At 51.3% G+C, this 2,223-nt stretch carries 1 protein-coding gene and 2 pseudogenes; 2 read left to right on the top strand and 1 reads right to left on the bottom strand.

All coding sequences use genetic code 11. The features are described from left to right. Nucleotides 1–158 (bottom strand): annotated as a pseudogene (locus tag VLH40_00015) (integrase core domain-containing protein). Between the two features lie 144 nt (nt 159–302). Between VLH40_00015 and VLH40_00010 the strand changes: the two are divergent. Beyond that, a pseudogene (locus tag VLH40_00010) lies at nt 303–1,160 on the top strand (transposase). 308 nt (nt 1,161–1,468) lie between these two features. Next, nucleotides 1,469–2,223: hypothetical protein (locus VLH40_00005; protein HSV30395.1), on the top strand; the 755-nt coding region annotated here is incomplete at its 3' end.

The raw sequence follows: 2,223 nt of genomic DNA, 5'->3' as shown, positions 1-2,223 counted from the left end.
GAAGCCTCTCCATGTTGTAAAGCTGAAAATACCTCGTAAGACTTGCTATAGCGTCCCTGACGCTCTCGTAATTATGAACATAGATCTCCGTATTTCACTGAACGCCATAGACGCTCTATAAAAATGTTATCAAATACCCTGTCCCTGCCATCCGGGGAGCTACACTCAAAACTTGTGTATACCAAATAAAAACCGGTGGCGTATCCTAAGGCGCAGTTCCTATGAAGAAATCACCTCGCTCCCCAAAGGGAGGATAGGCCATGAGAACAGCAAAGCACGTTACCAAGGAATTGTCAAAGGGAATCAACCCGGAACCGAACCAGACCGGTGGAATCAACCCGGACATCCTCGACCCCTTGACCGAGGTCTTGAGAAGAGGAGCCAGAAAGATGCTCCAGCTGGCGATTGAAGCGGAAGTGGAAACCTTCATGGAACAGTACCGATCCCCCACAGACGAACAGGGACGCCAATCCATCGTCCGCAACGGGTATCTCCCCGAACGGGAGATCCTCACCGGCCTGGGAACCATCCCGGTGACTGTCCCCCGGGTGCGGGACCGGAGAAAGGGAGTCACACCGCCCATCCGGTTCACCTGCCTGCCGGCAGGCAGGCCTCGGGCATCTTACCCAAGTACCTCCGTAAGACCAAATCGATGGAAGAGTTGATCCCCTGGCTCTACCGGAAGGGGAATCTCCACCAATGACTTCCCGCAAACTGGCCGCGCTTGTGGGACTCCAGGCTCCCGGCCTCTCCCCTCAGAGCATCTGCCGACTGAAGGCCAAGTGGCCGGAGGAGTTCACCATTTGGCGGAAACGGGACCTCTCCCAGAAACGCTACGTCTACTGGTGGGGTGGGAGGGGTAGCTGGGTGTATAAGACCGCTAATGTCCTGGACAAACTGCGAAAGAGCGTCCAGAAAAAAGCCCAGGATGATCTCCACCAGGCCGGGATGGCCGAAACCAGGGAGGAGGTGATCAAGGCCTTCAACTTGTTCATCACCAAATACCCGGCCAAATATTCCAAGGCCACCGACTGCTTGGCCAAAGACCGGGAGGGGCCGGGAAACGGTGGAGAAGACTGAAGGGAGTTCCAAGGTTAGCGAAGGTTGTGAAGGGAGTTATATTCGTCGAGGGAATACGCCAAAAAGAGGATGCCGCCTGATGGGTCATACCCAACATTTGACATTAGCTCGCTCTCACATGCCTCTCTCTATTATAATATATCCGGAAAGAGCCGCTGAGACTTTCCGCTAGCCCCGGCTTTCCTTCTTTAGTACCTCAAGTCCTCAAGAGGCGCCACCCTGGGCGGCCAGGCATAAGAAAAGTCTTCTCGGTCCAGCGTCAGGTTCGGGCTGTGGGCCGGGTCATTCCGTAGCAGGCTGCCCCAGCGGTCCTTTCCCCTATGGCGAATCAATACGCTATGCGTTATAATGAGGGCGAGAAAAATATTTGCAGAAAAGAGCGATGCTATTGGCCAGCATTGAAGGTCAGCCGCGCCACCAGGCATATGACGAAACCATCAAAAACTTGCAGGTAAAAGACTGCCGGGGCCTGGCCAGCATTGTCCTCCCAGATATCTTCGAGGCAGAAGATGTGATTTTGAACCTCCATGAACTGTCAATGGCAGATATGAAAAAGCCGGATTATCTGGCCAAGATTAAACTCCATGGAGAGCATTTCCTCCTCCATTTGGAGTTCGAAGCAAATTACAGAAGCAATAAAGAAATGCAGCGCAGAATGCTGCGCTACTATTCCAGCCTGTACTGGAACGAGGACTTGCCCATCCTGCAGGCCGTGATAATTTTAAAAGAGCCAGCGGTTAAGGTGGTCTCTCAGGGCTTTGCATCTGCTGTTTTAGGCCAAGATGTCTTAAAACATCATTATCGGATTGTCAAACTATACGACATGGATAAATACGAGATCCTCAAAAAGCAGATTACCGCGCTATACCCGCTGCGGGTATTTATGCAGCACAGAAACGAGCCGCCGGTTGACCATATAAGGGAATGTCTTGAGGTAGCTGAAACAACCGATGATCCGGATTTTTACTTTCTAACTGTTGAATGCGGCAGAAAACTGTTTGGTATAGAACTCCTCGAAAAAATCGTGAAGGAGGCGATTTACATGGCGTCCACGCTTTATAAACATCCCTATGAAGCAGGTAGAATCGAAGGTAGAATCGAAGGTAAAACAGAACTGGTAATCAAGCAACTGTCAAAAAAGTT

Source organism: Atribacteraceae bacterium (assembly GCA_035477455.1).
Classification (GTDB): Bacteria; Atribacterota; Atribacteria; order Atribacterales; family Atribacteraceae; genus DATIKP01.
Note: the sequence above shows the minus strand (reverse complement) of the source record. Positions and strands in the feature narration are given on the sequence as shown.